Source organism: Dasania marina DSM 21967 (assembly GCF_000373485.1).
In the GTDB taxonomy this organism is placed as follows: Bacteria; Pseudomonadota; Gammaproteobacteria; order Pseudomonadales; family Dasaniaceae; genus Dasania; species Dasania marina.
In genome coordinates this window covers 556,588-582,729 of sequence record NZ_KB891575.1, presented here as the reverse complement: position 1 = coordinate 582,729, position 26,142 = coordinate 556,588, and the positions used below count along the sequence as shown (strand labels likewise).

The following is a 26,142-nucleotide window of genomic DNA, read 5'->3' as shown; positions in this document are numbered from 1 at the left end:
CAGAGCAAGCAGCTGCGACGATACGGTATAAGCTTATAAAAAAGCGATCATAGATTAACCCCATTTCAACTAGCAAGCAGCCGCTAACCCCCTTATAATACTGCCCTTTTCGGAAGTGAATGCGCTTTTTGGCGCACAACAGAAAGGTTCGTGATGAGCAGTAAATATAATTTAACCCACTTGAAGCAATTAGAAGCGGAGAGCATACACATCATTCGTGAGGTGGCTGCGGAATTCGATAACCCTGTCATGCTCTACTCGGTGGGGAAAGATTCGGCAGTCATGATGCACCTAGCCATGAAAGCCTTCCATCCCGGCAAGCCCCCCTTCCCCCTAATGCACATAGATACCACCTGGAAATTCAAAGAGATGATTGAATTTCGTGACCAGCGTATTAAAGACCTAGGCTGGGATTTGCTGGTGCATATCAACCAGGAAGGTGTGGATATGGGTATTAGCCCCTTCGTGCACGGCAGTGCCAAGCATACCGATATCATGAAAACAGCGGGCTTAAAGCAAGCGCTAGATAAATACGGCTTTGATGCCGCCTTTGGTGGCGCGCGTCGCGATGAAGAAAAGTCTAGAGCCAAAGAGCGCGTGTATTCTTTCCGCGACAAAAAGCATCGCTGGGATCCAAAAAACCAGCGTCCTGAGTTATGGGATACCTACAATGGTAAAGTCGACAAGGGCGAAAGCATACGCGTGTTCCCACTGTCTAACTGGACTGAGCTAGATATATGGCAGTACATACATTTGGAAAGCATTCCCATAGTGCCCTTGTACTTTGCTGCCAAGCGCCCGGTAGTTGAACGCGACGGTGTATTAATAATGGTAGACGACGAGCGTATGCCTATAGAAGAAGGCGAAGTGGTCGAAGAAAAAATGGTGCGCTTTAGAACACTAGGCTGCTACCCGCTAACCGGCGCGGTAGAATCAGAAGCCACCACCATGACTGACATCATCCAAGAAATGCTGCTCACCAAAACCTCAGAGCGCCAAGGCCGCGTCATAGACAGCGACAGCTCCGGCTCCATGGAAAAGAAAAAGCAGGAGGGCTATTTCTAAATCTTTGATTTAGAAATAAGCGGCAAGCGGTAAGTTTCAAGCTGCAAGAAAGAGCGGCTAGGCTCGCCTAGATAGGCTAACAAAGCACAAGGATGTGTGATGAATTTTGAAAAATTGGATGTTTGGAAGCGATCGCTGATTTTATCGTCGTCATTGTACAAGGCGTTTGCTGGTCATAATGATTTTGGGTTTAGGGATCAAATAACAAGATCGGGGCTTTTAATTCCCAGCAATATTACAGAGGGTATGGAAAGAGATACCAGCCCTGATAAAGCGCGCTTCTTAACCATGGCAAAAGCGTCATGTGCAGAATTAAGAACGCAGCTATTAATAGCGAAAGATATAGGCTACTTAAACCAGCACGACGCACAAAACTGGATCGCGGAATCATACGAGATATCCCGAATGCTAGCAGGCTTAATTAAACGCGTTAAGCCATAAAATTGAATATGAACTACTTGAAGCTTATAGCTTATCGCTTATAGCTTCGTTCCAAAGGAACGATTTAATGAGTCACCAATCAGATTTAATCGAACAAGATATTAACGCTTACCTTAAGCAGCATGAAAACAAAGAAATGATGCGCTTTTTAACCTGCGGCAGCGTGGACGATGGTAAAAGCACCTTAATCGGCCGCTTGCTACACGATTCGAAAATGATCTATGAAGATCAAATGGCGGCAATTACTAGTGACAACCAAAAGCATGGCACCACCGGTGAAAAAATTGACTTAGCTTTATTGGTCGATGGCCTACAGGCCGAGCGTGAACAAGGCATTACTATCGATGTGGCCTACCGCTATTTTTCTACCGAAAAGCGCAAATTTATTATTGCTGATACGCCGGGGCATGAGCAGTACACCCGTAACATGGTTACCGGTGCGTCTACCTGTGACTTAGCTATTATTTTGATTGATGCCCGCTACGGAGTGCAAACGCAAACTCGTCGCCATAGCTACATCGCTTCTTTGTTGGGCATTAAGCATATCGTAGTCGCGATTAACAAAATGGACTTGTTGGATTTTGACCAAGCCACTTTTGAAAAAATAAAAGCCGACTACATAGAGTTTGCCAAAGACCTAAACGAGCAAGAGATACAGTTTGTGCCGCTGTCAGCCTTAGATGGCGACAATGTAGTCGATCGCAGCGAGCGCTCGCCTTGGTATACTGGCCAAACGTTAATGGAAATTTTAGATACGGTAGCCGTTGCAGAAGATAAAAATATTACAGATTTTCGTTTCCCTGTGCAATACGTTAATCGTCCGCATTTAGATTTTCGCGGTTTTTGCGGTACGGTAGCCTCAGGTATTGTTAAAAAAGGCGAGGCCATAAAAGTTTTACCTTCAGGTAAAACCAGCACGGTAAAAGACATCGTGACCTATGATGGCTCTTTAGAGGAAGCTTTTATTGGCCAGTCGGTAACCTTGACCTTAGATGATGAAATCGATGTTAGCCGTGGTGATGTGCTCGTTAAAGCCGACGATAATTTACAAACCAGTAACTGCTTTAAAACCCACTTAGTGTGGATGGCCGAAGCCGCCATGCAGCCAGGCAAAGAATATTTATTTAAATTCGCCAGTAAAGTCACCGCGGGCGTTATCGATCATGTGGATTATAAAATCGATGTTAATACTCAGGCCCATGAGCCAGTAGAGACATTGCAGCTAAATGATATAGCAGTAGTGGATGTGCAGCTGTCCCAAGCGGTAGTCGCCGAAAAATACCATAAAAACCGTGCCACCGGCGCTTTTATTGTTATCGACAGGCTAAGCAATATCACTGTAGGCGCGGGCATGGTTGAGCAAGTGCTAGCGCAAAAAGGTGAGGCGCAAGCCGGCACTAATTTCTCAGCATTTGAAGTAGAGCTTAATGCCTTGGTGCGAAAACACTTTCCACACTGGGATGCCAAAGACCTTAGTCAATTATTAAAATAGTAGAGATACTGTTTTAATAGCCATTAACTAAACGTAGATAATAAAAATATTATGGAATGGCAGCAATGGACAATGGTGCTTCTTTTTGGTGGCACCATTGCAGGTCTTATAAAATTTCAAAAAGCGCCGCAGCGTGTATTCGGCGCTGCCTGCCTTATATGCTTGGCACTGTCGTTTGTGAGTGTGGGCGACTTACTGGCTAATGCGGTTAACCCGGGTTTAGTCACTTTGCTATTGCTGATTATCAGCGCCTTTGCTTTAGAGCGCACCAGCGCCATACATAAACTAACAGCAAAGCTAATTAATGGCTCTGTCACAAAGTCCTATATACGAACTTTTTTGGTCACTATATTCTCCTCGGCCTTAATCAATAATACGGCAGTAATTGCTGCCTTATTAGGGCCTATACGGGCCAACAAATTAATAAACCCCTCTCGTATTTTGTTACCACTGTCTTATGCCGCCATTATGGGCGGCACCTTAACCTTGGTGGGTACCTCTACCAACTTAATTGTTAACAGTTTGCTGATAGACCAAACCGGTGTGGGCTTTGCGTTTTTTGACTTCACCTTGATAGGCTTGTCAGTTTTGTTGCCCTGTGTGTTGGTGATGATGCTGACATTAAAAAACTTACCCAATAATCAGGTGGCGCAGCAAAAAGTACAAAGTTATTTTTTAGAGGCAGAGATAGACGCCGGCTCGCAATTAATTGGTAAAAGCATAGAGGCCAATGGCCTAAGAAACCTAGATAGTCTGTTTTTGGTTGAAGTGATACGCGCAGACAAGGTTATCAGTGCGGTAACTCCCGATTTCGTCTTGCAGGGTGGCGATAAGCTGATCTTCTCGGGTGATGTCAGCAGCGTGCTGCGCTTAAAGCAATTTGATGGCTTAAGCTTATTTGCCGACGAAGATGGTTTGTTGGGCGAGAACCTAACCGAGGCTATTGTTAAACAGGAGTCGGCCATCATAGGGCAAACGTTAAAAGAGGCGGGTTTTAGAGCGCGCTTTGATGCAGCGGTAATCGCCATACGTCGAGAGGGGCAAAGTTTATCGGGCAAGCTGGGTAATATACGTATACAGGGCGGTGACTTTTTAGTGATGGCCGCAGGTCGAGATTTTATTTCGCGGCCCAATATCACCAAAAACTTTTTTATACTCAGCGGTATTTCCCCCAAAAACTTTATCAGTGGTTGGCGTGAGCGCTTAGTGATATGGGGTTTTATCGCGGCACTGGTAATATCGATAGTTGCCGGCGTTAGCTTAATTAAAGCCTTACTGTTTTATCTAGCTGCCATTGTCGTGAGCAACTCTTTTAGCATTAATGAAATACAGCGCCGCCTGCCCCTAGATTTGCTGCTCATAGTTATTAGCGCCCTAACCATAGCCAAAGCTTTGGATAACACTGGCGTATCCGCCTTGGTAGCGAGCGGTGTGCACGATGTATTATTAGATGTACATATCTATTGGGCTTTTATCGCTATTTATCTATTTACGGTTTTTCTAACCGAGCTCATCACCAATAATGCCGCAGCGGCATTAAGCTTCCCCATAGCCTATAGTGTCGCTATTGGTTTAGGCGTTAGCCCCACCCCTTTTATTATGATTGTCGCTTTCGGTGCCAGTGCTAGTTTTATTAGCCCTTACGGCTACCAAACCAACTTAATGGTTTTTAACGCCGGTAATTACAGGCTGGCTCAGTTTGTGAGATTTGGCCTGCCTGTGTCGGTGGTGTACAGCGCTATGGTGCTTTGGGTCACGCCGTTGGTGTATCCGTTTTAAGAAGAGCGTTACACGCTCTTCAGCGGCAAGCTTGAAGCTGTAAGAGGCAAGAAAAAGCCAAAAAAAAGTTGAATATTGTTAGCTGAAAAACAAAAAATATTATGTAGCTTGTAGCTTGTAGCTTGTAGCTTGTAGCTTGTAGCTTGTAGCTTGTAGCTTGTAGCTTGTAGCTTAATTTTTAGGAGAAAAATTAAATGCTAATCCCCGTTATTATGGCCGGCGGTTCCGGCACGCGGTTATGGCCTTTGTCCCGTGCCTTATACCCTAAACAGTTTTTGTCGTTACATGGCGAGCACAGCATGCTGCAGGCAACGGTTAAGCGTTTGTCGGGTATAGACACAGCCGCACCGTTAACCATCTGCAATGAAGAACATCGTTTTATAGTGGCCGAACAACTGCGCGCTATTAATGAACTCGGGCCTATTATCCTAGAACCAGAAGGCCGCAATACTGCACCTGCGATTGCTTTGGCGGCTGAAGTGGCGCAGCAACAGCACGCAGATAATGACCCGTTATTACTAGTGTTGGCCGCCGATCATATTATAGAAGACGAAGCGGCGTTTATTAGCGCTGTGCAAAAGGCTGTCCCTCTAGCCGAGCAAGGTAAAATGGTAACCTTTGGTATAGTGCCTAACAGTGCGCATACGGGCTATGGTTATATCAAACGTGGTAAGGAAAAAGAAAGCTGTTTTAGCGTCGACAGCTTTGTAGAAAAGCCCGACCAAATTACCGCCCAGCAATACGTCGATAGTGGTGAGTATTATTGGAATAGCGGCATGTTCTTGTTTAAGGCCAGTCGCTATTTATCCGAGCTGCAGCAGCATCGCCCCGATATCGCACAAGCCTGTGCGGCTTCACTGCAAGCGACTACCCATGATTTAGATTTTATCCGCGTCAATAAAGCAGAGTTTCTCGCCTGCCCAGAAGATTCTATCGATTATGCCGTGATGGAAAAAACCACAGAAGCGGTAGTGGTGCCTTTAGATGCGGGCTGGAACGATATAGGCGCCTGGTCGGCATTATGGGAGGTGGGCGACAAAGATAGCAATGGCAACGTGGTAAAAGGCGACGTCATACTAGAAGACACCCGCAACTGTTTAATACAAGGCGGAGAACGTTTAGTCACTACTATAGGCTTAGATAACATCGTCATAGTTGATACTAAAGATGCACTATTAGTCGCAACTAAAGATAAAGTACAAGAAGTTAAAATAATAGTTAACAAGCTAAAGGCGCAAGAGCGCAGCGAAGCAACTATTCATAGGCAAGTCTATAGGCCGTGGGGTCAATACGATTCAGTCGATGCAGGCCATCGCCACCAAGTTAAGCGCATCACCGTTAACCCCGGTGCCAAGCTTAGCGTGCAAATGCACCACCACCGTGCCGAGCATTGGGTAGTGGTATCGGGCACGGCTAAAGTGACCAAAGGCGATAAAACATTTTTAGTGTCAGAGAACGAGTCTACCTATATAGCCATAGGTGAAGTACACGCTTTGGAAAACCCCGGCAAGCTACCGTTAGAGTTAATCGAGGTGCAATCAGGGTCGTATTTGGGTGAAGATGATATTGTGCGCTTAGAGGATAACTATGGCCGAGTTAAATAACTTTGGAGAGCATTGGCTAGTGTAAGGTCTTGTTGGTTATGAGCCTGTTATGAATTAGGGATCACGCTTGTCGATATTTTTTAGCTGTAAGCCACAAGCGGTAAGCTTTAAGAAAAGGATTAAAAGACTTGTCCTACGCAAGGCGTAGGCCGCAAAATTTTTGTCGCTTGTCGCTTGTCGCTTGTCGCTTGTCGCTTGTCGCTTGTCGCTTCCCGCTGCGAGCCACCGCTCGCATATCAAAATACTTCCTGCCGTTTTTGCCTGATAAGTTTGCTGGTACTTTTAACGGGTGCTCTATTTTATTCCATGCGGTGATTTTTTGGCCTTGGTTGAGCTGGGGGAAGTGTAGCTTAGGGTTAGCGGCTAGGCCCAAAAACGCCAGTAGCTGTTGGGGCGCTGCACTATCGGCGATGTTGAGGTTTAATAAATCCTGCGGCCTATCCCTAAAATAATTAACAAGCTGTTGCTGGTGTTGCTGGTAGCAGTGGCTTAGGTGTTGTTGGTTATTGATGTGCCCCAGCTCAAAAGGGGCAAAAACCTGTTTAAAGCACCGTTTTAACACGGGGTTAAAGCCGCCACTGTCATTGTTAATGTTTTTAATCATGCGGTTGAGCAGTTGCTGTATAGACGGCAGCCACAGCGTTAAGTCGCGCTCTAGGTAGATAAACTTCGAACCGGGATAGCGTTGATCCAAAAACGGATAATCACAATAAGCGGGAGTATCAGCCACCGCCTCGGCCTGTTCTATGGCGGCTTGGGTGAAAGCGGTATGCGCCACGCTATAACCTAGCGCTAGCAGGGTGGTACAGAGGCTAGTAGTGCCGGTACGGGGGAGGCCGATGATGAAGATTTTGCGCATCGCTCAAGTCTACAGGGGGGAGTCTCTAGTCGCTAGCAGGTAGACGCTAGATAAAAATGATGGGGATATTAAAGTTGCAAGCTTCAGGCGGCAAGCTGTAAGAAAAAAACGTTAGTTTGGGTAGTTTTTCTCTTGCCTCTTGAGGCTTACCGCTTGCAGCGAAGTGCGCTGGTTTTAGTTCTTGCTCTTCATGCTTTTTAGAGTACTATTAATAGTATTGTTAGTTGTACGGTAAAGATGATGAAGATATTAACAGCGAATGATTTAAAGACTAAGGGTGTTTCAGCCGTTGATTCCTGTATGGAGGTACAGGAAGAGGTGGTGATATCAGTGCGAGGCAAGGATAAATACGTGGTGATAGGGGTAGAAAAATACGCTAAGTTGCGTGAGTATGAGTTGGAAATTGCCTTGCAGGAAGCAAGAGCCGATGTTGACGCTGGTCGAGTGGTGGTGGAGTCGGTCGATGATCATATGAAACGGATGTCAGATGACTTATAGAATAATTTATCCAGAGAGTTATTTAAGGCGCGCTAAGAAATTTTTAAAAAAGCACCCAGAGGTGCATGACCAATACCAAAAAACCTTACAGTTGCTGGAGCTCAACCCCTATCACCCCTCCTTAAGGCTACACAGCTTGCATGGCCGCTTGAAAGGACTTTCATCAGTTTCAATTAATATCAGCTATCGCGTTGTGCTTGAGTTTCAGATTAGTGAGGATGGGATTCTGTTGGTAGATATTGGTAGTCATGATCAGGTGTATTAAAAAAAGCTATAAGCTTCGAGCGGCAAGCTGTAAGAAAAGGCAGTAATCTTACCTCTTGAAGCTTACCGCTTGCAGCTGACCTATGAGACTAGCGGCTGTGCCGCTAGTCTCATAGGTCTATAAACAAACACCTCCGCCCACACGCACAATATCGTGCTAATAATCGCCGCCGCAAACGCAAACGCATATACATAAAAATAGCTGCCATCTATTACCATATGGCCTGCAATAGCGGGGCCTATGGCTGAACCTAGTAGCTGGCAGGTGGGGATTAGCGGGGTGAGGCGGCCGCTGGTGTCGCCTTCTGAGATTAAGCTCATTTGAAAGGGCAGTACAAAATTCCAGGCCCCGGCAAATAGCAACATGCCCAAGCCAAAGTTAAAGGCTGAGTGAGCGTATAGCATCAGCAGTAAGCCGGCGATGAGGGCAATGGTGGCGGCCATAATGGGGATGATGCGGCCGTAGCGGTCGCCCATAAACGAGGCTAGGTAGGCCCCGGCGGAGCTGATAATCAGCGAGATGCCAAAGGCTTCGCCCATGGCGGCGTAGCTGAGGCCATTGGCTAGGCCTACTCTGTCTAAAAAGGCCCACACCCCGGTTTCACCCAAAAAGTAGATAAACATACCGGCAACGCCCAGCACCACCCCTAACAGGGAGCCTGTTAACACGGGAGAGTGAGTGCTCGCTTGCTGGCTGGGTTTGTCATAGCCACGGCAACCTCTGGCGGGGAAGAATGGCACTAGCAGCAAGGTGATGGCTACCATGGCGCCAAACAGCAACATAATACCGCCAAAACCCCACTGCGGGGTGATAAATATGGGCATAAAATACGCGGCTAAACCCGCCAGCAATACCTGCGTGCCCACACCATAACCAAAGTTGCGGTCGGGGGTGTCGGTGTCGCCAAAATAGGTGAGCACGCAAGAGACGATGGCGCCATTGGCAAAGCCCACCCCAAAAAAGGCCAGCTTTAAGGTGTCGTAACTGACAAATGAGGCAATGGCATAACATGCCAGCACCGTCAGCGATGAAATCGCCACCACCCAGCGCCAGTTAACACGGCGCACCCAAAAAATAGAGCTAATCCCCACCGCTACCGCGCCAAACATATAGCTGGAGCCTAAATAGCCTATTTGCACATCGTTTAAGCCCATGCCATCGGCGGCGGCCCCTAACACAACGGGCAGGGTGTTATAGATCAGGTAGGCCACCGATAAAAAGAATACCGCTACCCAAACGCTGCGGCCATTATTCAGTGTGCTGTTATCGATAGCTGACGGTGTGTTCATGCCTATTGCTCACATTATTGTTGTTGTTTTACTGTTATTGCTGCCGTCCCAGCCTACTGGTAAGTAGGATGGTCGCAAAGCAAACAGTCTATTTCTATTGGCTGTGGTGCTGGGTTGCTTATGTTTGTTGCGACTATTGATTAGAGCCTATTGTTTAAGGGCTATGGGTTAAAGACTATCCCATATACCTGTATGATTGTTCAACTAATAATATCTAAATCGTGGCTTTGGTATAAAAACGTACTTTCTTTAATTACATTAACTTATTGATAAAAAATAACTTTTTTGTTAATTAAGAACAATTAAACGATTTTGTTACCAATCCGTACATTCTAATAACAAAATTCTTATTGAACAATCGTATAGTTTCTGAAATGATACACATATTGCAACTAGCCCCTATGCTGTGAGGGGTAATCGCAAATCAATCGACAACGAATGGAGGCCTTATGGGCTTTACAGTAGCAACCAATAACGGCGTAAGACGCATCACGCTTGATCGCCCTGAGCACTACAACGCGCTAAGCGTGCCCGTGCTAAAGGCACTGGCTGAGTGTATAGATGAGTCAGCCAGTAATGCCGACGTGCGTTGCGTGGTGATTAGCGGTAGCGGCCGCGCCTTTTGCGCCGGCGCCGATGTGGCTGAATGGGCCGAGGCTGAAGCTAATGGCACCCTAGAGACTTACGGTTGGACCGAAGCGGCCCACGCCATGATGGCCAAGCTCTACGCACTGCCTAAGCCGGTTATTGCCGAGGTCAACGGTGCAGCTGTGGGTGCCGGTGTTGATTTGGCACTGTGCTGTGATTTTCGTTACGCCTCTAGCAAGGCCAAATTTAAAGCGGGCTATACCACCATGGCTTACAGCCCCGATGCGGGTAGCAGCTGGCACTTGCCGCGCTTAATTGGTTTAGAAAAAGCCAAGCAATTTTTATTCTTTGATAAGGCTTGGCCCGCTGCGCAAGCGTTAGCCGCAGGTTTAGTGACTGAGGTGCATGATCCTGAGTCCTTAACTGCTGCCGTTGATGCCGTAGCCGCCACCTTAGCCGCAGGCCCCACTTTTGCCTATGGCCAAACCAAAGTTTTATTAGAGCAAAGCAGTCGTAATAGCTTGGTTGAACAACTAAGCCAAGAGCAAGCGGCGGGCCTATTATGTGGCCGTAGCAAAGATGCCGACGAGGCCTTAAAAGCGTCTATAGAAAAACGTAGCCCTGAGTTCACCGGGCAATAGATAGCGTAATAAACCGCACAAAGTAAATAATTGTAAGCAGCTATAGGTATAACGCGATGGACTTTCGATTAACTGAAGAACAAGAAATGCTGGTATCAAGCGTAAAAGCATTTGTTGAAAAAGAATTACTGCCCCATGAAGAAGCGGTAGACCGTGCCGACGAAGTGCCCGCTGAATTAGCGGCGCAAATTCGTGAAAAAGCCCTAGACGCAGGCCTATACGCCTTTAACATCCCCGAATCCGGTGGTGGCTTAGGTTTGGATCATGTCTCGCAAGCTTTAATCGAGCGTGAGCTATCCAAGTGCGGCTGGGCCTTACATGTAAACGTTGGCCGTCCTTCAAATATTTTAATGGCCTGTAAAGGCGATCAAATCGAAGAGTACTTGGCCCCCTGTGTAGCTGGCGAAAAAACCGATTGCTTCGCGCTCACCGAGCCCGGTGCTGGCTCTGATGCGGCCTCTATACAAACCAAGGCCGTGAAAAAAGGCGACAACTACGTTATCAATGGCGCTAAGCATTTTATCAGCCATGCCGGCAGTGCCGACTTTTCTATCGTGTTTGCCGTTACCGGCACCTATGAATACAAGGGACGCCAGAAAAACGAAGTCACCGCCTTTTTAGTCGACAACGACAACCCAGGCATGACTATACGTCGTGGCCCTAAAGGGGTAAGTAACCGCGGTTATCACACCTACGAATTATTTTTTGATGACTGCATCGTGCACCAATCAAAAGTGTTGGGTGAAGTGGCCAAGGGCTGGGAAGTGGCCAACCAATGGCTAACCGCTGGCCGGGTGATGGTTGCCGCTAACTGCGTAGGTCAATCCATGCGTGCATTAGAAGCTTCGCTTGGCTGGGCTGCTGACCGCAAGCAATTTGGTAAGGCCATAGGCTTAAACCAAGGTGTGTCATTTAAGTTGGCCGATATGGCCACCCAAATTCGCGCCGCTGATTTAATGACTTTACACGCCGCGCAAAAAATGGATCTAGGCACCTTAACCGATGCTGATGCTGGCATGGCCAAGTTATTTGCCAGTGAGGCCTTGGGCCGCATCGTCGACGAAGCGGTACAAATTTACGGCGGCATGGGTTTAATGGATGAAACGCCCGTAGAAAGAATGTGGCGTAATGCGCGCATAGAGCGCATCTGGGAAGGTACCTCAGAAATACAGCGTCATATTATTTCTAAGGAGCTATTAGCTCCGTATTGGTAGGCCTTTGCTAGTAAGGTGTGTTGCGGTGAATTGGTAGTGGCCTAATTGTTGTAGCCATGAAAAAATAGCCGCATCGAAAACTACCCGTGGAACAATGATGGCAAAGCTAAGCGATAGCCCTAAAAAACCAAAGTTTGTGCGTGAAGAGCCAGAGGTCAGGCGCAAACTATTAATCGAGGCCACCCTGCGTTGCCTGGCTAAATATGGTAATAGCGGCACCACTGTAGAGGTTATCTGCAAGGCCGCGAAGGTATCACGCGGATTACTCAATCATCATTTTAACGGCAAGAGCGATATTATTGTTCAAGCCTACGAGTACATGTCAGATAAATTAGACAACAGTACTCGGGGCCTAATTGAAGAAATCGGTAGGGAGCCACAAGCTCAGCTAGAGGCCATGATCAAAGCGGCCTTTAGCCCACCTACCTTTACCAAAGAAGATTTATCGATATGGATAAGCCTTTGGAATCTCGCGCAAGTCGATCCACAAATAAATGGTTTAAATAAGCGTCACTACAACAAATACCGTCGCAGCATTGCCCACCTTATAGATGCGGTGGCCGACGAAAACAAAATCAGCATTAACAGCTCACGCGCCGCGTTGAGTTTAACCGCGTTAATGGATGGTTTGTGGTTGGAGTGGTGCTTGGATCCAGACGCGTTTGTGCCGCAAGAAGGCGAAGCCGCGTGTTTAGACTTTATTAAACGCCTCTTTACCTAGGCTTAAAAAAGACGTACCGGTTAAGCGCCGCACACTATTTTTTAAGATCCGCCGTAAAGATATGACTAAAAAATAGTGTTTGGAGTTGTGCATTATGGCCAACAAAGAAAATATGCGTCGCTTATTAGCCCCAAAAACCATCGCCTTCGTAGGCGGTAGTGCTATGGCCGATGCGGTTATACGCTGTAAAAAAGGTGGCTTCGCCGGTGAGATTTGGTTGGTTAACCCCGTTAAAGACGAAATCAACGGCGTTAAATGTTACCCCTCAGTAAAAGATTTACCCAGCGCCCCCGATGCCACATTTATTGGCACTAAGCGTGATATCACCATCCCCATTGTAAAAGAACTTAATGACATAGGCGCAGGCGGCGCGGTGTGTTATGCCTCTGGTTTTGCCGAGATGGATAGCCATGGCGAAAATGAAGGCGAACTAAAACAGCAGGAGCTGTTAGCCGCTGCCGGTGACTTAGCTATACTGGGCCCTAACTGTTACGGCTTGTTAGATTATTTACACGGCTCTGCGTTGTGGCCCGTTGCCCACGGCGGCAAAATGGTAGAGCAGGGCATGGCTATCATTACCCAAAGCGGTAACTTTGCCTACAACATCTCCATGATCGATAGATCCTTACCCATCGCCTATATGGTGAGCGTAGGTAATCAGGCACAAGTTGATGTTGCCGGTTTAATTGATGCTTTCTTAGAAGAGCCGCGCGTTACCGCCATAGGCCTGCATTTGGAAGGCTTAAAAAATGTGCCTAACTTTGCCGCTGCCGCCATGCGCGCTTTAGAAAAAGGCGTGCCTATAGTGGCTTTAAAAACAGGGACTTCTGCAATGGGCGCCGAGATGGCGCTAAGCCATACCAGCTCACTGGCAGGTTCCGACGATTTGTATAATGCCCTGTTTGATCGTGTAGGCATTGCCCGGGTTACTGGCCCCGTTTCTTTTGTTGAAACCTTAAAAATATTTGCCTGCGGTGCAGTGCCTAAAGGCAATCGCCTAGTGGCCCTAGCTAGCTCGGGTGGCGATGCTGGCTTAATTGCCGATTACAGCGATAACCAAGGCATAGCTCTACCAAAACTATCAGCAGGCGTTACAAAAAATATTGCCGAGTTATTACCGGCCTATGCCAATGTTGCTAACCCCTTAGATTTTACTACCGCTATTTGGGGCGATAGGGACGCGTTAACAAAGTGTATGGATAATTTATTTAGTGATGGCTATGACTTTTGTTTGCTACCACTAGATTTCCCCGGTGAAGCCTCGGGTGAGAACCCACAGTGCGAATTAATCGCCGATGTATTTCAAGCGTGCTGTAAAAAACACAATGTGCCTGGCGCTATCGCATCGGTGTTCCCTGAATTAATGCAAGAAAAAACCCGCCAGCATTTACACAGTATAGGCGTTCCGGCATTACAGGGTTTAGAGGATGCAGTCACCGCCATAGGCAAGGTTATGGCTTATAGCCAGCGCCGCCAAGATATATTGAACCGTAAGGATGAATCTACCCAAGCACTATGCCCTGCCGATGAATTAAACGGTGAGGCCATCGCTATGGACGAATGGGATTCAAAACAATGGTTACAAAAATATGGCCTACCCGTTCCGGCTGCCAAACTGGTTAACGCTGCTGAGGCTGAGCAAGCTGCCGCAGAACTAGGCTGTCCGGTGGTGGTGAAAATGGTGAGTAAAGACCTGCCCCATAAAACCGAAGCCGGTGCGGTAAAAGTGAATATCAAAACCCCCGCCGAAGCCGCAGCTGTTGCCCAAGAGATGGTAACCAGACTTAGCTTAAGCCATCCACAGCTAGACACCAGCCGCATACTGATAGAAAAAATGTCAGCCGCGCCGGTGACTGAATTAATTGTAGGTATTAAACGCGAACAAGGTTTTGGTTTGTCGCTGGTGATTGGTGCTGGCGGGATTTTAGTAGAGCTAATGAAAGAAAGCGTTAGCTTATTGCTACCTACCAGCCGCGATGCCGTGCGCGATGCGATTAAGCAACTAAAAGTGTACAAACTTATCGAAGGTTTCCGCGGTAAAGAACCTGGTGATTTAGAAGCCACCGTCGATGCGGTTATGGCTGTTGCCAACTTCGCCGTAGACAACGCCGATAAAGTGCTAGAGCTAGATGTAAATCCCTTGATGGTGTTACCGCAGGGCCAGGGAGCGGTGGCGGTGGATGCTTTAATTTCACGGGCGGAATAGCCCGTGAAAGCTGTAAGCGGCAAGCTTCAAGAGGTAAGAAAAAATAAGAAGAAGTCTCTAGTGAGTAGTCGCTAGTCGCTAGGAAAAACACCTTAGATTGTCATTCCGGGCTAGACCCGGAATCCACTTTAAGCTTGCCACTTGCGGCTTAAAGCTCAGCCCAAAGGGCTGAAAAATCACAACAAGCCGGCACCAAGAATGTTTTTTCTTAAAGCTTGCCGCTTGAAACTTAAAGCTCAGCCCTAAGGGCTGATGAAGAAGGAAGTAACCATGAGCGAATTTGAGCAGTACGACACTAACAAAATCGTAGAGGATGATAAAAACCATTTTTTACACCCCTGGCAGTATTTTGATGCTTTCAAAAAAGATGGTGCGCTACCCATAGCTAAAGCCGAGGGTGCTTATATCTACGATACCGAGGGCAATAAATTTTTAGATGCCATAGGCGGTATGTGGTGTACCAACATAGGTCTGGGCCGTGAAGATATGGTTGAAGCTATCGCCGACCAAGTACGCCAAATGGCTTACGCCAACCCCATGGTTGATATGACCAATATTCCCGCAGGCCAGTTAGCTAAGAAATTAGCCGAGCTTGCACCGGGTGATTTGAATCGGGTGTTTTTCTCTTGCGGTGGTTCTACTGCGATTGATACCGCTTTTCGTTTAATCCACTTTTATCAAAATTGCCGCGGCCTGCATGACAAAAAACACATCATCGCCCGCAAAGAGGCGTATCACGGTTCTACCTATGCGGCTATGTCTATAGGTGGCAAAAACGCCGACCATATAAAAGAATTTGATTACATTACTGACACCATCCATCACATCTCTTGCCCTTACTACTACCGTGCGCCAGTAGGTATGAGTGAAGAGCAGTACACCGACTCTTTAATCAAAGAGTTTGAAGATAAAATTACCGAGTTGGGCGGTGCCGATAAAGTCGCAGCGTTTTTTGCTGAGCCTATCATGGGTTCTGGCGGCGTTCTTGTTCCACCTAAAGGTTATATACGCAGAATGTGGGAAACCTGTAAGGCTAACGATATTCTGTATGTGTCCGATGAAGTGGTAACCGCCTTCGGCCGTGTGGGTGAATGGTTTGCTTCGGAATCCGTATTTGGCATACAGCCTGATATTATTACGTCAGCGAAAGGTTTAACTTCAGGCTACCAGCCGTTGGGTGCCACTATTTTTTCTGATGGCATTTGGGATGTGATTAGTGAGAGCGGCAAAGGCCGTTACTTTGCCCATGGCTTCACCTACTCAGGTCACCCGGTTGCCTGTAGAGCGGCACTCAAAAATATTGAAATTATAGAAGATGAAAAAATACTAGAGCATGTACGCGAGGTAGGTCCTTATTTTCAACAGCAGTTGGAAACCTTGCTTGATTTACCTATAGTCGGTGAAGTACGCGGCAAAAACTTTATGATTTGCATAGAGAACGTTGCCAATAAAGAAACCAAAGAACTGTTCCCCGAAGAGCTAGATATAGGCCGCTGGATTACCGACCAAGCAGCTAAGCGCGGTGTATTGGTGCGCCCTATAGGTCACTTAAACGTATTGTCGCCACCGGTAGTATTAACGAAAGAGCAGGTAGACCATATTGTTGCTACCTTGCGTGAAAGTATTGAAGCGGTCATGGTAGAGCTGGAGCAAGCAGGGCATTGGAATAGCGTAGCCAAAAGCGCTTAGCGCTTTTGCAAGCGGCAAGAGGCAAGCTACAAGAGGTAAGAAAAAAGTCTCTAGTGAATAGTCGCTGGTCGCTAGGAAAATACGTTAGATCGTCATTCCGGCGGACAAGGTGAATTGCGAAGCAAGAGGGGGGTGCCCTGGGGTATGCCGGAATCCACAGGCTTTAAACAGAAAGATGGATGCCGGATCAAGTCCGGCAAGACAGAAAGAGTGCTGGCATAGCAGAAAGAGGACTGTCATTCCGGGCTAGACCCGGAATCCATGGATTTGAAAGAAGATGAATACCGGATCGAGTCCGGCAGAGCCTGCCCCATACGCGTAGCGAGTGCTATGGGTATGACGAAAAGGCTGTAAATTTAAGTTGATTTAATTGACGAGATTATTGAAATGTCATTACCCGAAGTATTAAAAAATCGTTTATCGCTGCCCTTAATTGCGGCACCTATGTTTTTAGCCTCAGGGCCAGAGCTAGTCGTTGAGTGTTGTAAGGCCGGGGTGGTAGGTACCTTCCCTGCGTTGAACCCGCGCACTACAGCGCAGTTAGATGAGTGGCTAACTGAAATTGATAAACAGTTAGCACAGTTTGAGCAGGAGACGGGCCAAAAGCCTGCTCCTTACGGAGTGAACCTGATTGTACATAAATCTAACCCGCGCCTGCTTGATGATTTAGCGATTATCGAGAAGCACCAAGTGAAGCTCATCATTACCTCACTCAGTTGTAATGCTGAAGTGATAGATCGCATCCACGCCTATGGCGGCATTGTGTTTCACGATGTGGTAAATGTGCGCTTCGCGAAAAAAGCCGCGTCTATGAATGTTGATGGCTTGATTGCAGTGAGTGGCGGTGCCGGTGGCCATGCGGGCCATTGGAATCCGCTTACCTTAATCGGTGAGTTGCGTGAGTTTTTTGATAAAACGATATTGCTGGCCGGTTGTGTGTCGCGCGGTAGCGATATTGCCGCAGCACAAATGATGGGCGCCGATTTGGCCTATGCGGGCACGCGATTTTTAGCCACTAAAGAATGTCGCGTAGTCGATGACTACAAAGATATGATAGTGCGCTCATCCGCGGCCGATATAGTTTACACACCTGCTATATCAGGTGTGCCCGCTTCGTTTATGCGTGAGAGCGTAGCTGATGCCGGTTATGATCCAGACGACCTTACGCCCGCTGCCGAGATAGACTTTGGTGCCGAAATGGTAGGCGATGAAAAAACCGGCAAGAAAAAGGCCTGGAAGGATATTTGGTCCGCAGGGCAAGGCGTGGGAGGCATACACGATGTGCCCACTACCGCCGAGCTGGTTAATCGCCTAAAAGCAGAATATCAGCAGGCCCATGCCGCGCAGGCGGAAAAGTTTAAGGCTTTTAGTTAGCGCACCACTGCGTAATAACGAAAATATAAATGGGGCAAGCGGCAAAGCAAGCCCCATTTTTATAGTCTTAAACCCCCCCTCTAAACACTTAAGGTAATCGTTGACAGAAGAGCTAGAGAATTCAAAATCTCACCTCTCTTTTTAAAGCACTCCATAAGCCAACATGGCATCGGCGACTTTAATAAAGCCACCAATATTAGCGCCCTTCACATAATTTATATGGTCGCCCTCGCGGCCATACAATACGCAAGTGTCATGAATTTTCCCCATAATATCTCGCAACTGCTTATTGAGATCAACTTCAGCCCAAGAAATACGTGCGCTGTTTTGGCTCATTTCTAAACCGCTCATCGCCACGCCGCCGGCATTGGCTGCTTTACTGGGGGCGAAGGCGACGCCAGCCGCTAAAAATACAGCAACCCCGGCTTCTTCAGTGGGCATGTTGGCACCTTCGGAAACGGCAATGCAGCCATTTTTTACCAGTGCTTCAGCATCTTCTTTGTTGAGCTCGTTTTGGGTGGCACAGGGCAGGGCAACATCACAGGGAACTTCCCAAGGCGCTTTACCTTCAACAAATTTAACCCCGTATTCTTTTGCGTATTCAGAAATTCTGCCGCGACGAACATTTTTTAATTCGAGAATATAATTGAGTTTTTCTTCGGTTAAACCATCGGGGTCATAAATATAGCCCGAAGAGTCAGATAGGGTGACGACCTTTGCGCCTAATGCCATTAATTTTTTAGCGGCAAATGTTGCGACATTGCCCGAGCCGGAAATGACCGCGGTTTTTCCTTCTAATGTGGTACCTTTTTCTTTCAGCATGTCTTCAAGAAAATAAACCGCACCATAGCCGGTGGCTTCCATTCTTACCAAACTGCCGCCATAGGAAAGGCCTTTGCCTGTGAGTACGCCCGTAAATTCGTTGGTTAACCGTTTGTGTTGGCCAAATAAATAACCAATCTCACGTGCGCCTACGCCTATGTCACCTGCCGGTACATCGGTATTTTGGCCTATGTGGCGTGATAACTGGGTCATAAACGCTTGGCAAAAACGCATTACTTCCCTATCAGACTTACCCTTGGAGTTAAAATCGGAACCGCCTTTACCGCCACCCATGGGCAGGCCGGTGAGGCTGTTTTTAAAGGTTTGCTCAAAGGCTAAAAATTTCAGTGTGCTTAAGGTGACATCAGGGTGAAAGCGCAAGCCGCCTTTATAAGGGCCTATGGCATTATTGCACTGCACTCTATAGCCACGATTTACCCGTACATTGCCCTCATCATCTTCCCAGCAAACGCGAAACGTAACGATACGGTCAGGTTCCGTCATGCGTTCGAGAATATGGGGGATTCGGTAATGGGGTTTATCGTGGATATAGGGAATAATAGTGGCAGCCACTTCATGTACCGCTTGGTGGAAATCTTCTTCTCCGGGGTTTCTGCGGATCAAGCCGTTCATAAAACGTTCTAATTCTTGGTCGCTGCTTAAACTTTCGTCATAACTCATAGGTGGTTTCTCTTTATTATCGTTCTTATAGAAGCGAATGTTGTATAAGACATTGGTATTAAAGAGCATAGGTAATATCAGCAGGTTGCCAAGTAAATGAGTAAAATTAAGTAGATTGAATCGCCCCTACTTACTCACCGCTACGTTATATATGTATGTCCCTCATACCTGCCAATAACCAACTTCCCAGCGAGCGTAATTTAGCCAAGTGCTATCTGTGGGCGAAAGACTCCTTAATGGTGGCCAATAATGCTGATGAGCAGCAGCTAGCCGGGAAGTTAATAGCCAAAATTTTCAGAATCATGCCTCAAATGTGGGTAGGCAGTTTAGATAAAAAAGTAAATCAACACTTACAGCAGTTAGGCTCGCGCTAATCAAAATTAAAAAATTAGCCTATTAAACAATGGCTTAGCTATTTCTTGTCAGAAACTATCACTGCTGTCCAGCGGTCAAAAACCAACACTCTTGGAGTATTGTTATCTGTTGACAACAATCTATGCTTACTGCCATCTATCGTAGGAGAAGAATTGTGACGTCCCAACATACCGATGACTTAGCTATAGCACAGCAGTTTTTAACAGATAACCCCGATATTGAAACCATAGAGGTGATGGTAACCGACCTCAATGGCAGCTTTAGGGGCAAATGGTTAACCCGAGATAATTTAGAAAAAGTATTCAAGGGTGATGTAAAGCTTGCCCTTACCACTGTCTCTCCCGATGTGTGGGGCAGAGATGTAGGCTCACTGTGTGATAAGACCGGTGATGGCGATGGCGTTTGTCTACCTATAGTCAGCACCTTAAAACGACTGCCTTGGCTAGAGCGCCCCACCGCCCAAATGTTTATGCAGCTCACCGGCGATGACGGCCAGCCTTGGGGTTACGACCCCCGTGTTGTGTTACAAAACGTCTACAAGCGCTACCAAGCGTTGGGCCTACGCCCGGTAACCGCTCCCGAGTTAGAGTTTCACCTCTTCTTAGAAAAACGCGATGACATGGGTGTACCACAACTGCCCGATACTCGCATTAATGGCAAAAGCCATATGGCGGGCCAGCTTTACGGCATTGATGTGATGCAAGAGCAGTCTGCGTTGATGCACGATATACGCGACGCCGCCGTAGCCATGGATCTGCCTTTAGATGGTCTGTTAAAAGAACTAGCCCCCGCCCAGTACGAACTTAATCTCAACCATATTGATAACCCCTTGCACGCTGCTGATAATGCGCAAATGCTCAAGCGCGTTATTAAAGGTGTGGCGCAAAAGCATGGCTACATCGCTACCTTTATGGCCAAACCTTTTGGTGACATGGACGGCAATGGCATGCATATCCATTGCAGCGTATTAGATAATGACGGTAACAATATCTTCGATGACGGCACTGAAGCAGGTACTGATACTTTGCGTCACGCTATCGCCGGTCTGGCTCAAACCATGTCAGATACTATGTTGATTTTTGCGCCGCACTTTAACTCCTACCGCCGCTTTAAAGTAGGCAGCCACATTCCTAAGGCACCTACCTGGGGTTATGAAAACCGTGACGTTGCTATGCGCGTACCCAGTGGCTCGCCGAAAGCGCGTCGCATTGAATACCGCGTAGGCGGTGCCGACTTAAACCCTTACTTAGCACAAGCGGCTTTGTTATCGGGTATTTTATACGGCATAGAAAACAAGTTAGAGGCCGATGCGCCGCTAAACGATAGCGTTAATAAACCTGAGGCCTCACTGCCACGCAGCTGGCGCGATGCTTTAGAGCTATTTGAAGCGTCTACTTATGTGAAAGAGCATTTGGGCGCACCTTTCCAAGAAGCCTTTAGTGCCGTTAAACATGCTGAGCAGGAAGAGTTTGAAGGCCGCGTTAGCGCCTTTGAGTACGATACCTATTTAGTGGGTGCGTAAAACGTAGCCATAGTTAATGACTTAGTTGTAACAAAGCCGATGTGATGTCGGCTTTTTTTCGCCTGTATTTTTTAGGAAAACATTATGAAACCCATACTCATCATCCGCACCGGTTCTTCTTATGATGATTTACCCGCCCTGTGTGCCAGGCGCGGTGATGAGGTGCAATGGTTTTGTGATGCCATGGGTTGCACGGTGGACCAGATAATCACTGCCAAAGTGTATCAAGGTGAATCCTTACCTGCTGCTGATAGTGTGCGTGCAGTGATCGTCACCGGCTCGGTAGATATGGTGTCGGCGCAGCTACCCTGGAGCGAAGCCAGCGCGCAGTGGTTAGCGCAGGCGGTGGCGCAAAATGTGCCGGTGCTAGGCGTGTGTTTCGGCCATCAATTATTAGCACATGCCTTGGGCGGTGTGGTGGCTGCCAACCCTAACGGTGCCGAATACGGCACGGTTACTGTGCAGCAAAATAACAACGCTTGCGACGATGTCTTGCTCAGTCAGCTGCCCCAGCAATTACAGATGCAAGCGGCGCATGCTGAATCGGTATTGGCTTTGCCGGTAGGCGCTATCTGTTTGGCGGCTAATGCTCACGATGCCAATCATATTTTTCGCCACGGTCAGCACGCCTGGGGTGTGCAGTTTCACCCCGAATACGATGTAGAAATTATGCAGGATATTTACGACGAAGAAGGCGAGCATTTACAGGAAGTCGGTTTGGATGTAGCAAAGTTACGTGCCACTACTAAAGATTCTAGCCATGGCCAGCAGTTACTAAAAGCCTTTTATGATTATGTAAGTCAGTAAAATCAGGCCTTATTAGCCGTCGCTTAGTTCGCCTTGTACATTTTTTTTCATGGCGAGTTTTACCTCGGCTATAGGCATGTTTTGAGACAATAAAAAATGTAGCTTAGTGATAGTGGCTTCTAAGGTCATATCATAGCCACTAAGCACGCCGGCATCGGCCAGTGCTTTACCGGTAGCATAAACGGCCATATTGACACTGCCCTGTAAGCACTGGCTTAAATTAATAATAATCACACCACGCTGGTTGGCAGCAGCAAGCGCGTCAATAAAATTTGCGTGTTGTGGGGCATTACCGGCACCATAACTTTGCAGTATTAATGCTTTTATCGGTTGTTGTAACACCGTATCAAGTAGCTCTGTGCTAACGCCGGGGTAGAGCGTAAAAATACTAATAGGCTGTGGACTAATATTCGCAACGCTGAGTGTATTCGTTGCTGTTAATGCTTTTTGTTGATGCTCTGGGAGCGGCAGCATAGCACTGTCGGCTTCAAACAGCGGCGGATAATTAGGCGAGGCAAAGGCATCAACATCTTCAGCGTGTACCTTAGTGCTGCGGTTGCCGCGCAATAATTTTTTATCAAAAAATACACAGACTTCTGGCGCCGGGTAATTGGCAGCGAGATACAGTGCATGTGATAAATTACTGGGGCCATCCGAATGTGGCTGTGCCAAGGGAATTTGCGAACCGGTGATAATCACCGGCTTGGCTAAACCCTGCAACATAAACGACAGCGCCGAGGCGGTGTAAGCCATAGTGTCGGTGCCATGCAAAATCACAAAGCCATCATAGTCTTCGTAGTTAGCTGCGATGTCATCAGCAATAAGTTGCCAGTCGGCAGGCGAGGCATTGGCCGAGTCGATTAAGGGATCATATTCTTTAATAACAAACTCAGGCATCGCCTCATGGTAAAACTCAGGCAAGGTTTTGATGTGGCTGGTTAAAAAGCCCGCTACCGGCGCAAAACCCTGCGCCGTTTGTTGCATGCCTATAGTGCCGCCTGTGTAGGCGATGTAGATGGAGGGTTTGGTCATAAGTAAGCTTAGTGAGTTGCTAAAGTAATGATGGGTAGATTAGGGGTTGGTGGGGGTTTGTGCAATAAACCCGGCGCTTCAGTTTAGGTAGTGGGTTTTGTTTGGGCTGGGAAGACAGGATTGATGCTTGCAGCTTGAGGCTGCAAACACCCCTGCGGGGCAACCTTCGGTTGTTAGCATGCCCCGCGAAGCGCTTTGGGTACCCATTTATGTCGTGGACATAAATGGTCGAACGACAGGTTCTTGCCGTCGAGCAAGCCAATACTAAAAAACCCGGCGCTAGGCCGGGTTTTTTAGTATTGGCGCGCCCGACAGGATTCGAACCTGTGACCAACGGCTTCGGAAGCCGCTACTCTATCCAGCTGAGCTACGGGCGCATAACTCGTATAAATTGTGTTGTTCAGTTTAAGCCGTTGGCTGCCAACGGTTTAATGTTATTAGCTTAAGACTTATAACACCCCTTCGGGGCGTCGTCGTTTCACTCCTCGTTGCCAATGCATGCATTGGGTCGGAAGCCGCTACTCTATCCAGCGGTACCCGTTCCGGGCATAAAAGCTCCAAGCGGGCGCATAAAAGGGTGTTTAAAATATGAGCAGCTAGGCCGGTGTTGTGGCTGTAGGTGCTTTTTGGAAAGGGGAATTATACAGATTCGCCTTTAATTGACACGGCTTTCTTGCGGATTTTGTGGATAAGCGGGCTTAGGGTTTCCGCAGGCCTGATAACTGGCTATAATCGCGGGCTATTACAAGGCTGGGTTATGGGCCATTTATTGATTTTAGAGGGCGTCGATAGTGAACAACATTAAGAATAACGCGATAATTAAGTTGAGCTTATTGGTATTGGCTTCAGTATTGAGCCTTTCTGCATATGCAATATCAGAGAAGAACCTAGAGGCGATCAAAGAACGTACGGCACCTGTGGCCAAAGTTTGCCTAGAAGGCGATGACAGCTGTGGTTCAGTGGTAGCTGCAGTAGCTAGTGGCCCTCAGTCGGCGGAAGATGTGTATAACGCTAGCTGCATGGCTTGCCATGCTACTGGCGCTGCCGGTGCACCTAAGCTGGGTGATACCGCTGCTTGGGCGCCACGTATAGCGAAAGGTTTAGATACCTTGCATGACCACGCCTTAAACGGCTTTAACGGTATGCCACCTAAGGGCTTGTGTATGAGCTGTTCGGATGACGAAATTAAAGCGACTGTTGATTATATTGTTGAGAATAGTAAGTAGCAGGCCGAAGGCCTGCAGCGATAAGCTGCAAGTTTTAAGCTGTAAGAGACCGCGCATTGCGCGGTTTTTTTTGCTTTATGAAAAGGCATCGTGAAAAATTATTCTTGCCTCTTGCCTCTTGCCTCTTGCCTCTTGTAACTAGGCCTAAAACGTCTTCTCCGCATGGGCGCTAATCGACCAGCTATCGACATGTTCACCGGAGGTGAGGGTTTTGGCGATGTCTATGTGTATCACGTTTTGGCCGCTGGAGCGTATGGAGGCCAGGCGTATGCCAAAGCCTATGCTGGCGAGGGTGCCGCTTTGTTCGTTGTTGCTGACGATGTTTTCTGTGCCCGAGGCGCGGCCGGCGTCGATAAAGCCTACCCACGCTACGCGCACTAATCGGTAGAGTTCTATGTTGGGGTAGTGTCGGGCTTCCACAGTAGTTTGCCAGCGGTTGTTGCCGTGTTGGTATTGTGAAGGGTAGCCTCGCACTGTGGGTTGGGCGGCGGGGGTGTAATCTAATTCGTTGTCATCATCACCTCTGCTGCCACCTAAGGTGACGGGTTGATCGATGTAATTGTTGCCGCTGACGGTGGCTTCGGTTTTAACATAGAGTTTGTTGGCGGGGCTCCAGTTGTAAAAATATTCAAAGCCTACTGATGCTTTGTAGTAGTCATCGCTGGCTACGCCAAAGTCTACGGTGGCGCCGAGTGAACCAAACCACAAATGTTTACCGGCTAAGATACCTTTGCTAGCAGAAGCCCTGAGGTGGCCGGCGTAGTCTTTATCGCTGCGGCCGTTGTCAGCTTCTAGGCCAATGCGTAGTGAGTGCTTCCAGCCTAGGTGGTGATCTTCTTTGGCGTTGATAAAGTGCACATCGGAGATTACTTCATAATCGTCCTCTATGGCTTGAAACTGTAGCCAAGGGTAAATAAAACGGCGGGTATTGGGCACGGCCAAGCTTACATCGTTGCCGTTTAAGACGGGGGCGAAAGTTTCTTCATTGGCGCTAACGCCCAGAGTCCAGCGATGGGTCCAGCCATCAATTTTGCCCTCTGACCAGCCATAGCCTGCTTCAAACAGTTTTTTGTTGGCAATAAATACGTTTTCTTCATCGCCATTTTGGTCTATGTGTGAATCTTGTTTGCTGTGGTCGCTAGTAAAATAATAACTGTCGGTGGTGTTTAAGGTGTAAAAGGGTTTGCCCCAGCCTATGCCATAGCGGTAACCGTCATCATTATCAAAAGCGGCTAAGGAAAGCGTGCTGTGTTGAATGCTGGTAATGGGGGCATCTAACTTAATACCGTAGCCGGTGCGGTCTTTATCGGAAAAATAGCGGAAGTTACCTTGTATCCCCAAGCCTAATAAGTTGTCATCTTTTAGGCCGTAGGAATATTTATTTTCACCGCCCGAACGGCTGAAATTGATTTTAGGATAAAGTGTCCAGTGATCCCACGTGGTGACATCAACATTACCGTTAGGCTGGTGATTACAGTCTCGCTCAAAGCGAACCTTAGCATCGCGTATGTAATCTAGTTGCCGCAGCAGACGTTCGCTTTCTTCTATATCGGACAGTGTGACGGTATCGCCTTCATCAAAACTGAGATGATTTTTAATGATATGAGGTTTGGTTGTTATGTGCAGATTGTTGGCAAGATAATGCAGCCAAATAGCCTGGTCGTCTTCTTCAAAAATAGGCTGGTTTTGAATGGTAATCTGGTTAATGTTTACGTTGTTGGGTGCTGTGGTTTGGCCCATGTCTGAGCCTGTGGCTGTGTTCAGAGGCTGAGGCTCGCAGTCTGAGTGATCGGCATTGGCGCTTAAAGGGCTTAGCGCTAATGCACATATAAGCGAATAGAAAGGGGATGGTCTTACGGCCATTTAATTGCTCTGCTCAGGGATTATCAAGGATCTAGCGCCTTGCACTACACTGCTGTTATTTAAGCATAGAAGATAGCGGCTGGGTTAGC

General features: G+C 47.5%; 22 protein-coding genes and 1 tRNA gene. 17 read left to right on the top strand and 6 right to left on the bottom strand.

Annotated features, from left to right (window positions below):
- Positions 1–153: 153 nt before the first annotated feature.
- From cysD to B067_RS0102635, 5 genes are all read left to right on the top strand, one after another.
- Positions 154–1,065, top strand: a complete 912-nt coding sequence (gene cysD / locus B067_RS0102655; RefSeq protein ID WP_019528506.1) for a sulfate adenylyltransferase subunit CysD — start codon at positions 154–156, stop codon at positions 1,063–1,065.
- A 99-nt stretch (positions 1,066–1,164) separates the two neighbouring features.
- Positions 1,165–1,506: a four helix bundle protein gene (locus B067_RS0102650; RefSeq protein ID WP_019528505.1), complete on the top strand. Its 342-nt coding sequence runs from the start codon at positions 1,165–1,167 to the stop codon at positions 1,504–1,506.
- A gap of 67 nt (positions 1,507–1,573) precedes the next feature.
- On the top strand, positions 1,574–2,998 hold the full coding sequence (cysN, locus tag B067_RS0102645) for a sulfate adenylyltransferase subunit CysN (protein ID WP_019528504.1): 1,425 nt from the start codon (positions 1,574–1,576) through the stop codon (positions 2,996–2,998).
- A 51-nt stretch (positions 2,999–3,049) separates the two neighbouring features.
- Entirely contained in the window at positions 3,050–4,777 is a 1,728-nt protein-coding gene (locus B067_RS0102640; RefSeq protein WP_019528503.1) for an SLC13 family permease, read from the top strand.
- A 194-nt stretch (positions 4,778–4,971) separates the two neighbouring features.
- Positions 4,972–6,381 carry a mannose-1-phosphate guanylyltransferase/mannose-6-phosphate isomerase gene (locus B067_RS0102635; protein WP_019528502.1) on the top strand — a complete coding sequence of 470 codons (1,410 nt, stop codon included), beginning with the start codon at positions 4,972–4,974 and terminating at the stop codon, positions 6,379–6,381.
- 133 nt (positions 6,382–6,514) lie between these two features.
- Here B067_RS0102635 and B067_RS0102630 read toward each other — a convergent pair whose 3' ends face one another.
- A complete protein-coding gene (locus B067_RS0102630) occupies positions 6,515–7,240 on the bottom strand; it encodes a sulfotransferase (protein WP_019528501.1) in 726 nt (241 codons plus the stop codon).
- A 240-nt stretch (positions 7,241–7,480) separates the two neighbouring features.
- Between B067_RS0102630 and B067_RS0102625 the strand changes: the two genes are divergently transcribed.
- A complete protein-coding gene (locus tag B067_RS0102625) occupies positions 7,481–7,738 on the top strand; it encodes a type II toxin-antitoxin system prevent-host-death family antitoxin (protein ID WP_019528500.1) in 258 nt (85 codons plus the stop codon).
- On the top strand, positions 7,728–8,003 hold the full coding sequence (locus tag B067_RS0102620; RefSeq protein ID WP_019528499.1) for a type II toxin-antitoxin system RelE/ParE family toxin: 276 nt from the start codon (positions 7,728–7,730) through the stop codon (positions 8,001–8,003). The genes B067_RS0102625 and B067_RS0102620 overlap by 11 nt, the downstream gene beginning before the upstream one ends.
- Positions 8,004–8,083: 80 nt before the next feature.
- On the opposite strand, the gene B067_RS0102615 is transcribed toward B067_RS0102620, so the two are convergent.
- Positions 8,084–9,292 (bottom strand): MFS transporter, encoded by a 1,209-nt coding sequence (locus tag B067_RS0102615; RefSeq protein ID WP_019528498.1) that lies wholly within the window; start codon positions 9,290–9,292, stop codon positions 8,084–8,086.
- A gap of 449 nt (positions 9,293–9,741) precedes the next feature.
- Between B067_RS0102615 and B067_RS0102610 the strand changes: the two genes are divergently transcribed.
- The 6 genes from B067_RS0102610 to B067_RS0102585 all read left to right on the top strand — a co-directional run bounded on the left by B067_RS0102610 (position 9,742) and on the right by B067_RS0102585 (position 17,725).
- Positions 9,742–10,521: an enoyl-CoA hydratase/isomerase family protein gene (locus B067_RS0102610; protein WP_019528497.1), complete on the top strand. Its 780-nt coding sequence runs from the start codon at positions 9,742–9,744 to the stop codon at positions 10,519–10,521.
- Between the two features lie 56 nt (positions 10,522–10,577).
- Complete coding sequence (locus B067_RS0102605) at positions 10,578–11,735, top strand: acyl-CoA dehydrogenase family protein (RefSeq protein ID WP_019528496.1); 1,158 nt, start codon at positions 10,578–10,580, stop codon at positions 11,733–11,735.
- 97 nt (positions 11,736–11,832) lie between these two features.
- Entirely contained in the window at positions 11,833–12,456 is a 624-nt protein-coding gene (locus B067_RS19520) for a TetR family transcriptional regulator C-terminal domain-containing protein (RefSeq protein ID WP_169335535.1), read from the top strand.
- A gap of 94 nt (positions 12,457–12,550) precedes the next feature.
- Complete coding sequence (locus B067_RS0102595; RefSeq protein ID WP_019528494.1) at positions 12,551–14,662, top strand: acetate--CoA ligase family protein; 2,112 nt, start codon at positions 12,551–12,553, stop codon at positions 14,660–14,662.
- A gap of 270 nt (positions 14,663–14,932) precedes the next feature.
- Positions 14,933–16,351: an aminotransferase gene (locus B067_RS0102590; protein ID WP_019528493.1), complete on the top strand. Its 1,419-nt coding sequence runs from the start codon at positions 14,933–14,935 to the stop codon at positions 16,349–16,351.
- Positions 16,352–16,738: 387 nt separating this feature from the next.
- Positions 16,739–17,725 (top strand): NAD(P)H-dependent flavin oxidoreductase, encoded by a 987-nt coding sequence (locus B067_RS0102585; RefSeq protein ID WP_019528492.1) that lies wholly within the window; start codon positions 16,739–16,741, stop codon positions 17,723–17,725.
- A gap of 141 nt (positions 17,726–17,866) precedes the next feature.
- Here B067_RS0102585 and gdhA read toward each other — a convergent pair whose 3' ends face one another.
- Positions 17,867–19,228 (bottom strand): NADP-specific glutamate dehydrogenase, encoded by a 1,362-nt coding sequence (gdhA, locus tag B067_RS0102580; RefSeq protein WP_019528491.1) that lies wholly within the window; start codon positions 19,226–19,228, stop codon positions 17,867–17,869.
- 155 nt (positions 19,229–19,383) lie between these two features.
- On the opposite strand from gdhA, the gene B067_RS0102575 reads away from it, so the two are divergent.
- From B067_RS0102575 to B067_RS0102565, 3 genes are all read left to right on the top strand, one after another.
- Positions 19,384–19,602, top strand: coding sequence for a hypothetical protein (locus B067_RS0102575; protein WP_019528490.1), 219 nt, complete (start codon positions 19,384–19,386; stop codon positions 19,600–19,602).
- 155 nt (positions 19,603–19,757) lie between these two features.
- On the top strand, positions 19,758–21,125 hold the full coding sequence (locus B067_RS0102570; RefSeq protein ID WP_019528489.1) for a glutamine synthetase family protein: 1,368 nt from the start codon (positions 19,758–19,760) through the stop codon (positions 21,123–21,125).
- A gap of 84 nt (positions 21,126–21,209) precedes the next feature.
- On the top strand, positions 21,210–21,932 hold the full coding sequence (locus tag B067_RS0102565) for a glutamine amidotransferase (protein WP_019528488.1): 723 nt from the start codon (positions 21,210–21,212) through the stop codon (positions 21,930–21,932).
- 12 nt (positions 21,933–21,944) lie between these two features.
- Here B067_RS0102565 and ansA read toward each other — a convergent pair whose 3' ends face one another.
- Together ansA and B067_RS0102555 are read right to left on the bottom strand one after the other, a co-directional pair.
- Positions 21,945–22,964: an asparaginase gene (gene ansA / locus B067_RS0102560; protein ID WP_019528487.1), complete on the bottom strand. Its 1,020-nt coding sequence runs from the start codon at positions 22,962–22,964 to the stop codon at positions 21,945–21,947.
- A 300-nt stretch (positions 22,965–23,264) separates the two neighbouring features.
- Positions 23,265–23,341: transfer RNA gene (locus tag B067_RS0102555), tRNA-Arg, on the bottom strand.
- A 414-nt stretch (positions 23,342–23,755) separates the two neighbouring features.
- Here B067_RS0102555 and B067_RS0102550 point away from each other — a divergent pair.
- A complete protein-coding gene (locus B067_RS0102550) occupies positions 23,756–24,190 on the top strand; it encodes a c-type cytochrome (protein ID WP_019528486.1) in 435 nt (144 codons plus the stop codon).
- A gap of 144 nt (positions 24,191–24,334) precedes the next feature.
- On the opposite strand, the gene B067_RS19515 is transcribed toward B067_RS0102550, so the two are convergent.
- The gene (locus B067_RS19515; protein WP_019528485.1) at positions 24,335–25,930 is read right to left on the bottom strand and encodes a BamA/TamA family outer membrane protein; all 1,596 of its coding nucleotides are present in this window, start codon (positions 25,928–25,930) and stop codon (positions 24,335–24,337) included.
- Positions 25,931–26,142: the final 212 nt, after the last annotated feature.

What these genes read in the sequence shown, in the direction of transcription:
- B067_RS0102610 (WP_019528497.1), top strand. Translation starts at nt 9,742, where the DNA reads ATGGGCTTTACAGTAGCAACCAATAACGGCGTAAGACGCATCACGCTT.
- B067_RS0102640 (WP_019528503.1), top strand. Translation starts at nt 3,050, where the DNA reads ATGGAATGGCAGCAATGGACAATGGTGCTTCTTTTTGGTGGCACCATT.
- B067_RS0102590 (WP_019528493.1), top strand. Translation starts at nt 14,933, where the DNA reads ATGAGCGAATTTGAGCAGTACGACACTAACAAAATCGTAGAGGATGAT.
- cysD (WP_019528506.1), top strand. Translation starts at nt 154, where the DNA reads ATGAGCAGTAAATATAATTTAACCCACTTGAAGCAATTAGAAGCGGAG.
- gdhA (WP_019528491.1), bottom strand. Translation starts at nt 19,228, where the DNA reads ATGAGTTATGACGAAAGTTTAAGCAGCGACCAAGAATTAGAACGTTTT.
- B067_RS0102575 (WP_019528490.1), top strand. Translation starts at nt 19,384, where the DNA reads ATGTCCCTCATACCTGCCAATAACCAACTTCCCAGCGAGCGTAATTTA.
- B067_RS0102630 (WP_019528501.1), bottom strand. Translation starts at nt 7,240, where the DNA reads ATGCGCAAAATCTTCATCATCGGCCTCCCCCGTACCGGCACTACTAGC.
- B067_RS0102605 (WP_019528496.1), top strand. Translation starts at nt 10,578, where the DNA reads ATGGACTTTCGATTAACTGAAGAACAAGAAATGCTGGTATCAAGCGTA.
- B067_RS0102585 (WP_019528492.1), top strand. Translation starts at nt 16,739, where the DNA reads ATGTCATTACCCGAAGTATTAAAAAATCGTTTATCGCTGCCCTTAATT.
- B067_RS0102635 (WP_019528502.1), top strand. Translation starts at nt 4,972, where the DNA reads ATGCTAATCCCCGTTATTATGGCCGGCGGTTCCGGCACGCGGTTATGG.
- ansA (WP_019528487.1), bottom strand. Translation starts at nt 22,964, where the DNA reads ATGACCAAACCCTCCATCTACATCGCCTACACAGGCGGCACTATAGGC.
- B067_RS0102615 (WP_019528498.1), bottom strand. Translation starts at nt 9,292, where the DNA reads ATGAACACACCGTCAGCTATCGATAACAGCACACTGAATAATGGCCGC.
- B067_RS0102650 (WP_019528505.1), top strand. Translation starts at nt 1,165, where the DNA reads ATGAATTTTGAAAAATTGGATGTTTGGAAGCGATCGCTGATTTTATCG.
- B067_RS19515 (WP_019528485.1), bottom strand. Translation starts at nt 25,930, where the DNA reads ATGGGCCAAACCACAGCACCCAACAACGTAAACATTAACCAGATTACC.
- B067_RS0102565 (WP_019528488.1), top strand. Translation starts at nt 21,210, where the DNA reads ATGAAACCCATACTCATCATCCGCACCGGTTCTTCTTATGATGATTTA.
- B067_RS0102625 (WP_019528500.1), top strand. Translation starts at nt 7,481, where the DNA reads ATGAAGATATTAACAGCGAATGATTTAAAGACTAAGGGTGTTTCAGCC.
- B067_RS19520 (WP_169335535.1), top strand. Translation starts at nt 11,833, where the DNA reads ATGGCAAAGCTAAGCGATAGCCCTAAAAAACCAAAGTTTGTGCGTGAA.
- B067_RS0102620 (WP_019528499.1), top strand. Translation starts at nt 7,728, where the DNA reads ATGACTTATAGAATAATTTATCCAGAGAGTTATTTAAGGCGCGCTAAG.
- B067_RS0102595 (WP_019528494.1), top strand. Translation starts at nt 12,551, where the DNA reads ATGGCCAACAAAGAAAATATGCGTCGCTTATTAGCCCCAAAAACCATC.
- cysN (WP_019528504.1), top strand. Translation starts at nt 1,574, where the DNA reads ATGAGTCACCAATCAGATTTAATCGAACAAGATATTAACGCTTACCTT.